The organism is Ruminococcus sp. CAG:379, from assembly GCF_000434255.1.
Taxonomy (GTDB): domain Bacteria; phylum Bacillota; class Clostridia; order Oscillospirales; family Ruminococcaceae; genus Ruminococcus_F; species Ruminococcus_F champanellensis.
Genome location: NZ_FR894908.1, coordinates 1 through 9,526 on the forward strand (window position 1 = coordinate 1; position 9,526 = coordinate 9,526).

A 9,526-nucleotide genomic window follows, 5' to 3' on the forward strand; every position below is an offset into this window, starting at 1 on the left:
TGCCAGCAGGGCATCCAGTTCTGCATCGTTTGTCCATGCGAAGGGCTTCTGTTGGTTGCGTCGATGCATCGGCAGACCGCCCTTTGCAAATGAGATCGTGTAAAACTGAATGGTGCGCAGCACAACAGCATTCGGAGCGGATTGCCGCCTTGCATCCGCCACACGCTGTGCAAGCTGTTGCTCGTAGCGTGCTTTTGCTGCAAACCGATTTCGCAGCGCCTGTTCGCTGTAGTACTCGCCCAGACCCTTGAGCCGCAGGAAGGAGCCGCCGTGTTTCGGCTTGACAGAGATGTACTTGCCCTGCTTCACTTCATAACCGGCAGCATGCAGACGGTCAAGCAGCTCCTCGAAGTCCTTGCTTTGCATGAGCAGTCTGTCAATGTCATTGCGAAGCTGCTCACGCTGATTGGTTTTTGGGCTGTACTCCTTTTCGATCTTCCGAATCTGATCCACATAGCACTCCTGTGCTTCAAATCCGTTCTCCGTTTCCCGGTACGGAATTTGCAGCGCATCCAGCTTTGCTTGCACATACGCTTGTTTTTCCGGGAGCGTGTAGAAGAATGCTTTGTAAGGGGAGCGTTTTTCTTTTTTCAGCTTTGCGGTTTCATGCTCCAGAGCAGCCAACCGATCCTTGAGCCGCCGGATGCTTTTTTCCTCGTGATCCATTTCGGTCACAGTGTTTGCATCCCGAAGCTGTGCTCGCAGCTTTTTCAGATCTTGTGAGTACTTGAAGTCCTCAACGGTCATGTGCGCATAGTGGGCATTTTTATCTTCACGCACAAAGCCGTGCCGGTGCAGGGTGCGCTCCATTTCTCTGCGCTCGGCTTCCTCCCACGCTACCAATCGATTTTGAATTTTTCCCTTTGCACGGAAGCCCATTTCATCCAAAGCTTGTTTCATAGAAACGCCTTTGGACAAGCCGTTCTTTCTGCCCTTGGTGTAGAAGGGAACAAAATTGATATGAAGGTGCGGACTCGCTTCGTCCATGTGCAGCACTGCATTGAATACATAGAGGTTTGGATTACGTTGCTGAAAAGAAAACATGTAATCGCCAAGCATCTCCTTGGCAATCTCTCCACGCTGGCTTCCACAGGCAGCAGTTTTCACATCGCCAAATTGCACTACGACTTCGTAGAATGCTTCTTCTCGTTTGCTGGCAGCGATCCTGGCATAGTAATCATCGATCATTCTGTCTTTGCGATACTGTTGGTCGTTGTATTCCTTGACAGCCTGATCGAACAGGTGGTGATAGGCTGCACGCACATCCTGCTGTCTGTACGTCACATTTTCTTTTGTCCGGCTGGGGTCAATGTTGGCGGCAATGAATTTCCGGTTGTTGTGCCGGAGGTTCGCTCCGTGAGGACAACTTGCCTTGCCCAGCGTAAAACTGATGCTGTATGCGTCCATATTCTCGTCCTTCGCTCCTTTTTCTTTTCAGCCTAGTGCGCTGATTTTTTCAGCACACCGCATTTTTGCGGTGCTTGAAGTACCCGTTCTGACGGAATGGGTACAATTTACCCAATACCTGTTTTGTCAAACGCAAAAGCGTTCGATCAAAACAGAATTCTCGCTCCGCTCCAATATTGGGCAAAGTCTGCGACCTTGACGGCTAAACCGCTGCACAATTCCTTTTCGGGAGAACCCAAAAAGTTTTTCTCCGAAAAATGATTTGCAGCGTTTTGTCTGCTCCGCAGATTGGGGATTCCCAAACCCTTTTCACCACAGAAAATATTTACAATCATACGATTTCACCCTTTCTATTTTTTCCGAGTTCAGAAAAAAAGTCATGTGGTTCAGAGTCTGATACTGCGCTGATATAAACAGTCAGAAGCATGATCAGTGCGGATGCTTCCTTCCCGTAGAGGATGACCGCTGCACGGTCATCCCCCTTTCGCTGTTCCTTTTTTGAGAACCGCAGGATGGTTTGTTTCAATTGACCTGCCAACTGTGCGTAACGATTGCCGGTGTCGATTTCTTCAATCCTTGCGAGGGCAGATAACAAATAATTGGTCAGTTCCGGAGAAAGGAATAGTGTTTCCGGTTTATCCTTGGCTTTGATTTTTTTCTCCATTTGGATCACCTCATTCTTCTTGACAACGCCAGATTTGGTCTTTCATTTTGATTTGTCCGTTCCAGCAATTCCGGCTCAGGCTGCTGCCGTTCCAAGTGTGCATCCAGATTGCTGGATTTGAAAACCAGCAGCTCATTCCAGTCTTTAAAGCCCTGCTTGTCGAGCTGTTCAATCACACCTTTCGGACGAACAAATCCATTCTCTTTTTCAAATCGGCGACCGGCATCGTCATTGTCAACGCAGGAAAAAATCTCGACTCCCTCTGCTTGCAGCTTCAGCGGAATCGTCGGCTTCAACCCTGCCATCGACACCAGAACAGCACCGCTCATTTTCTTCTTGTCGCAAAATTTGTAGAAGCTCATCAGGTCAATGGCTGATTCAAAAATGTATGCACGATGGATTTTTCCATCCTTCGCCGGTACGGGATGAAATATGAAAGCACTTTCTCCCGTGCCGGTTGCGATCCCTTTGTATCGCTTGAATGAATTCAGTCCCTGAATCTCACCACCCACAACTTTTCCTGCTGCATCTTTGTGAACAAAGACTGCGTTTGCATTGCGATATGTTTTGGATTCTCCCGTTGCCGTTGTTGCTGTAACCATGCGTTCGGACTGGTACAGCAGACCGGCATGCACCAACTCCTCAATGATCGATGCAGGAATTTTTCTTGATTGACACATGTATGCAAATAACTGCCGCATGTTTTTTGATTGCTCCGGCATTTGCAATTCTCTTTTCTCCGGGGTAGAGTGGTCAGGCTTTGGCGGTGCTGTGTACTGGGGCTTATACTCTCCGGTATGTTCCTTTGAACGAACTGTTGTAATATCCTTGCCTGTCAATTCAAACACAGCCTGTTTGAAATCTCTGCCCAGGACTTGCACCAGGCAGTCGATGGAGCTACTGCCGCCCTTCCCGGAATAATGATGAAACCAAAGATTTCTGTCCGGATTGACGCACAGTCCGGAGAATTCTTTGATATAATACTCTGCGCCTTTTTTCTCCACTGTGTAGCCGCTGTTCTGAAAATAGTCAAGCAGATTTGCCCTGCGTGCAGCTGCACTGAGCTGCTTGAACTCATCGTTGTTCATGTTCTCCTCCTTGTTGAAAAGAAAATGCCCTTACAAAAACTGCAAGGGCAATTTCAATTTTTGATTACATGGTCGGCGGTAAAACCTCACCGCTTGTGTTTGGGTTCAGATCATTGTCATCGTCACTTTTCGCAAAACTTTCCCGTTTCTTTTTTTCCTCGGCGGTTTCCTCAATGGGCTGCTCATCTGGATCCAGAATTGCCGCTTCCATTTCCGTGATGCCCAGAAGCTCTGCTTCAACCTGTGCCAATTCCGACTGCGCTTGTTGCAATTCCTGCTCATGGGGGAATGCAACTGCAAGCCGTTCTGTCGCCTGAACCAGATCAGCGTTCAGCTTTTCAATTCTGTTTTCACATTTTGTTTTTTCATTTGCAATGCCATTGTTCAACAGATTTAAAAGCCGCTGCGCATTGTTACTTTTGTCGTGGATTTCCGCTGCTGTGCGATAAGCCACCGGACTTTCGCCCTGTACAGCAAATGCAAAGCCTTGCTGTAAACCAACCAGTTCCACCGTAACTTGAAAGTCATTGATCTTAAAACACGGAACTTCATTAAACGGTGCGTTTGATTTTTGTATGAGCAGTTCTTGCAGATATAGATTGATGTCCTCCTGCTTGGTCAGCGTATTGCCTGTTGCCGTTGTAACGGTCAGATCTTCGATTTTGCCCTCCGGATTTCTCAGGCGGTCAACTGTTTCGATATCGCATTTGATACTGTCAATACGGTCACGGAGCGCAGCGACTTGCTCCGGAATGGCTGCGACCGTTTTGCGCATCTCGCCGGTTTCCCGTTGGAATTCCGCTTTCGCAAACTGCAATTCCGAAACCTTCATGCCCAATTCAATACGCTTGCGGAAGTTGTCGTTGCCCTCTGCTGCTGCTTGCATTTCGCCGTATGTGAGAACTTTATCGTCACAATCCTCAGAAATACGAGCCGGTGTTTCATCATCCAGCAGCTGCGCAATGAACCTTGCCTTGTCGGTAACGACTTGATACAGGTAGCTGTCCATTGTCCCTTCGGTGATGTAATTGAAAATCTGTACTTCACTGAATGAATTCCCCTGGCGGAGGATACGTCCCTCACGTTGTTCAAAATCACTTGGTTTCCAGGGGATATCCACATGATGTACGGCAGCGAGACGTTCCTGCACGTTTGCACCCGTGCCCAGAGTGCTGGTAGAAGCGATTACCACACGATATTTTCCTGCGTTGATATCCCGGAAAATATCCTCACGGTTTTTCGCTTCAGACTTTGGAGCGAAAATAATTTCCTCTGCCGGAATCCCCTTTGCAATCAGCTCATCCCGAATGTAGTCATAGACGGAGAAATTCCCGGCATCCGAGTTGACGGCTACATCTGAAAAAACAATCTGCACACCCTTCTGGGTTGCCGTTTCCTGATATACCTGGAGCACCTTGTCAACGCATGCATCCACCTTGCTGGTCTTTGCATCCGTAAACCCTTCCGGTACATCGATCTCGTGCTTTTGCAGCAGAGCAGCGACAGCAGCATTGCATAGCCCGGTCAGCCGTGCTTCGTTGGTTATGACAAGCATGTTGTCATCGTGCGGATCCACGCTGCCCTCAGAGATCCGTTTTGCACGTTCCACCAGTGCTTTTACAAATGCCTTTTGTTCCGGTGAAGCGGGTACGGAAATGATTTGCGGTTTTCCGGTTTTGAGTGACGGACGGGGCAGATCCAGCTTTTTTGCAGATTGGATATCTGCGAATTCCTTATACATGGACATGAGTTCCGGCAGATTGGCAAATTTGGAGAATGCTGTTTTCAGCTTCAGCTCACCGGTTGCACTCTGTTTGTGCTGTGTAGTGACCTTTCCGAATGTTGCCGCCCAGTCATCGAATCGTCCCACACCGGCAGCAGCCAGCAGATCGGGACGAAGATAACGCAGCATTACATACAGTTCTGTCATGGAGTTGCTTACCGGTGTGCCGGTGCAAAAGAGCAGATGCCCTTGCCCCAGCTGCTCATTGAAGTAGTCGCATTTCATTTGCATATCCTGGGCTTTCCCGGATGCAGCAGTGGTAACGCCGGATACATTCCCCATTTTTGTGGTCACAAACCCGTTCTTATAGCCGTGAGCTTCATCTACCACAAGGTAGTCAAAGCCCAGCTGCTCAAAGTTCAACAGAATGTCCTTGCCCTTTTGCTTGGACTTTGGATTCATAATATTCTCAAGGCGGACTTTCAGCTTTTTCTTGCCAGTTTCGATTTGCTTGGTTGTGGCATCCTTCCGGTTGCCGTTTGCTGAACGTGCTTCACGGAGCATGTCTTCCAGATCATCCAATTGCTTTAATAGGTATTTCTGCTGGAATTCCTGTGACATGGGCATTTTTTCAAATTGCTCTACGGACACGATTACCGCATCGTAGTCGCCGGTTGCCACACGTGCGGCGAACAGATCTCGCTTGGCTTCAGAGGAGAGATCCGCAGCCGACATGGTCAGCAGCTTTGCATCCGGATAGAGCTTTCTCCACTCCCTTGCAGTTTGCTCCGTCAGGGCTTTGGGTACCACCACGCATGCCTTGTTGATCAAGCCAAGCTGTTTCTTTTTCATAACTGCTGTCTGGAACACGGCGGACTTTCCTGCGCCGACAACATGCGCTGCCAGCGTATTACCGCCGTATACTGCACGGGCAACACAGTCACGCTGATGGGGACGCAGGGCGAATGCAGCGGACTGTCCGCCGAATGTCAGGTGCGACCCGTCATACTTGCGTCCGACCAGGGAATTGAACAGATTGTTGTATCTGCGCTCATATTTTGCTTTGCGTTCCGGATCAGCAAAGATCCACTCCGAAAACTTTGTTTCGATCAGCTTGGCTTTCTCCATAGCTTTCCTGGTTTCAACCGGGTCAGTACGGGATATCATCTTGCTGGGATCCCTGGGGGATGATACGCTAGTCATGACCGCAATCCGACGCTGATTCAGCATCTTTTGAGCGATCTCATACATGGTCAGCTTGTTCGTGCCGTATGTAGTGCCTTCATTGACGTTAAGATCCTTTCTGCTTCCGGCTTGCAGTATGTCGAATTCACCGGTAATCGGCGAATATTTCACCTCACAGCGTGTATCTTCTGCTCGTCTGCCGGAAAGCTCATGCAGGAATTTTGTGTAATCCTCCGGATCGATCCACGGACAACCCATGCGGACTGCAATTTCCTCGGCATGAATGTCTTCCGGTATAACAGCCCTTAGCGCATCTATGTTGCGCTGGAATGCTGGATCCTCTGCTGCCCGATCCTGCGCACACACCAGCTTGCGGCGTATATCACCGGAAAGGTATTCTGCACGTTCCACAATGTCGGAAAATGGTTCACCGGTGATCTCCTGTTCAGGATCCCGGAATACCATGCCCCGATCCAACAGGTCTTTCTGAATTTGCTGTGTCAGATCTGCAAATGGTGTATCTGGATGCTGCGCCTGCAGCAGCGTTGCCATATACGGGATATTCGGCTTTCCTCGTTGATCCAGGGAAACCTGATAGGCTTCTTCCAGTGTATCAACAGCAGTGATCTCCAGTACTGGGTTGACTGTGCGCTTGTGGAAGATCTCTGCTTTGTAATAGGTCTTGGATCCGGTATCGTATTCTTCCAGGGATTGCAGCAGTGCATAATCTGCATCCGCAGCAAACGCCTTTTTGACAGCATCGGAGTTCAGGTTCCCGTACTTTGCAGTGAATGCGTCATACTGCTGATTCAGAAACTGACGCAGTGGTACAAGCTCATGATCTCCAGCTGCTGTTTTCTGCTTGTCGATCAACTGGCGTGTGACAGAACGTAGCCCTATCAGGCGTTTCAGTCTGTCCATGTCGCTGGATGAGCCGGTAATCTCTCGCATAGTCGTACCTTCATTATAGTAGACCTTCTGGTCTTTTACCTGGTAGGTGAACTGTTTGCCCCAGGGCTGGATGTATCCACGCCGCTCCTGTGCAGCCTTTTCACGTTTTGTGACTATAATCTTGGTGTTGAGCTGCTGTATCGCCTGGTCAAGCTGTTTTTTGAGGTCTGTTCCGACAACGGGATCACAGGTCAATCGGTCTTGGAAGGAAGTCTTGCGCATAGTTCCCAGGATCATCTGCGGATTTTGCACGAAATAGGAATTGATGCGTATATCCTGATTCGCTTCTGAAATGGGTGTAACATAGCACCAGTCCGGCTTGGGTGCATCCGGTGAAAGCGGCTGCACACGCTTTTGCAGAAAAACAATGTCCGTTGGAACGCCTGTCCCTGCTTCAGAGAATGCTGTGTTGGGCAGTCTGATTGCGCCAATCAGATCGGCTTGTGATGCAAGGTGCTCACGCACCTTGGGGTTTTTCTTGTCCAGCGTGCCGGTTGAGGTTACGAATGCTACCACACCGCCGGGAGCAGCCTTATCAAGTGCTTTCCGGAAAAAAGCGTCATGAATCAGCCAATCCTGTGTATAATTGGGATCATTCATTTTATAGTCGCCGAACGGCACGTTGCCGATAACCAGGTCAAAGCTATTGTCCGTCTGACCGCTTTGCTCAAAGGCACTGTGTATGATTTCCACGTTCGGGTTGTCCATATTCAGCCTTGCTGCAATTTGTGCGGTGATGGGATCTAGTTCTACGCCAACCACACCGGCATTACCGATGCTGTGGGGCATTCTGGTAATGAAATTTCCCGTGCCGCAAGCCGGTTCCAGCACCCGGGAATCACGGGGAATCCCCATGTTCTGCACTGCCTTATACATGGCATCGATGACAATCTGTGGTGTATAGTGGGCATCCGTTGCACTTGCTTTGGCGGAAGTATATTCTTCAGGGGTCAGCAGCTTTTGCAGCCGTTCACGCAAATCTGCGTAGCGACCGGATTTGGCATCGAAGACTTGCTGCAAGCCACCCCATCCGGAGTATTTGCGCAGTCGGTTATCAGAATTCTCCTTGCAATTCCACTGGTTGCGCTTTTTGTCATAGAGGGGTTGTTCCTCTGCTTCGCAGCGTGCAAGACGCTGCAACTCACGAATGGCTTCTATGTTGTCACGCACCTTTTGCAACGGTGCTTTTGCATAGACGATTTTCGGCAGGACATCCGGCACAGGGGGCAGTTCGGATTTTCCCCTGACTGCAATTGCAGACTTCCGGCTCATGACATCTTCCACCTTGCGACCACGCCGTTTTGTCTCTGTGGCGAAATGATCCAGCATCCGCTTGCAATCTTCCTGGCTGATTTGTGCATCATCGCCGTAGTACAGTTTCACGTCCAGCTGCATATCTGAACCATCCCCATAGGATTCAAAGATACCCACATGGTTTGAATCAATGAATCTCAGATTCAATTCTCCAAGTCCATGCTCCTCGGAAAAAGCGTTCAGCACTTGGCGCAGATGGGCATTTTCGTCCACCTTGACCGGTTCAGTCTGTTCCGCTTCCACTGTCGGAGCATTGTGCATATCCGGTATCAGCACAGTCTCCTGACCGGTTTTGTCATGATATCTGGTCAGCACCCGGTCTGCCGTCTGTGCGTTTTTCAAATTTTGCAGGAATGTCTGCTCCAGGGATGCTTGCAGCTTGGTATCAACATGCCCGGCTTCATCAGCAACCTCCACATAGTAAGTACCGTGAGGTGGTACACCATCCTGCCGGAACGAGAACACATGTGCGGTTTGCTCATTGTGATCGAGCATGAAAGTAATATCCGGGTCACGCATGATGTCCCCATTCTGTATGTAGGTGGTCATGAATGAATACAGCCCTTCTCCAATCTGCTCAATGGATAACGGCTCATAGCCGCTGTCCGGATCCGCTTCGTAATGCTCATATGTGTGTTCACCGCTGACCAGCTGCGGATACATCTCTGACAGCTGTCTGTAGAGCTGCTCCGGTCTGGACATCTGTCCGAACTTCTTTGCTTTTTCAGTGAGTTCGGGTGTAAAGTTGACACTTGTGTCAACTCTTTCGTACAGGATCACATCCCCGGCAGCCAGGTCAGCTATTTTTGTTGATTTTGATTCTGCGTTGACACTTGTGTCAACTTTTTGCGGATCAGTCTGATCGAACAGGGAAGGCTGTGCCGCTCTGGAAGCCAGAAAGTCTTGCAGTTCCTGTGATGCTTCCAAGGATTCCAGACCGGATTGCAAAACGGATTCTGTGAAGATTTCTCCTGGATTAAGCGTAAACAGCAGCGTGCTGAACACTTCACTTTTCCCATCTTTTACGATCAGATCATAAGCCCTGCCGTCACTCCGGTAGGACTTATCTTTTTTGACGAATACATTCAGATCTTCCAGATTGTGTTTTGCGGCGAAAGCAGCCAGCATTGTGGTTCTACGCTCTGAAGTGATCGGCTTTTTCGGATCAAAAATTTGCAGATTGCTATTGACAAT

4 protein-coding genes are annotated in these 9,526 nt (G+C 49.3%); all 4 read right to left on the bottom strand.

Features of this window, described 5'->3' with window-relative positions:
* Positions 1–1,407 (bottom strand): plasmid recombination protein (locus QVO51_RS07470; RefSeq protein WP_288167997.1); only part of this gene is annotated, 1,407 nt, incomplete at its 3' end.
* Positions 1,408–1,738: 331 nt separating this feature from the next.
* Positions 1,739–2,071 (bottom strand): hypothetical protein, encoded by a 333-nt coding sequence (locus QVO51_RS07475; RefSeq protein WP_022357882.1) that lies wholly within the window; start codon positions 2,069–2,071, stop codon positions 1,739–1,741.
* Between the two features lie 5 nt (positions 2,072–2,076).
* The gene (locus QVO51_RS07480; protein ID WP_022357883.1) at positions 2,077–3,159 is read right to left on the bottom strand and encodes a DUF3991 and TOPRIM domain-containing protein; all 1,083 of its coding nucleotides are present in this window, start codon (positions 3,157–3,159) and stop codon (positions 2,077–2,079) included.
* Positions 3,160–3,223: 64 nt separating this feature from the next.
* On the bottom strand, positions 3,224–9,460 hold the full coding sequence (locus QVO51_RS07485; protein ID WP_022357884.1) for a DUF6908 domain-containing protein: 6,237 nt from the start codon (positions 9,458–9,460) through the stop codon (positions 3,224–3,226).
* Positions 9,461–9,526 lie beyond the last annotated feature (66 nt).

Coding starts and splice junctions, on each gene's coding strand:
- QVO51_RS07475 (WP_022357882.1), bottom strand. CDS start 2,071: ATGGAGAAAAAAATCAAAGCCAAGGATAAACCGGAAACACTATTCCTT.
- QVO51_RS07480 (WP_022357883.1), bottom strand. CDS start 3,159: ATGAACAACGATGAGTTCAAGCAGCTCAGTGCAGCTGCACGCAGGGCA.
- QVO51_RS07485 (WP_022357884.1), bottom strand. CDS start 9,460: ATGCTGGCTGCTTTCGCCGCAAAACACAATCTGGAAGATCTGAATGTA.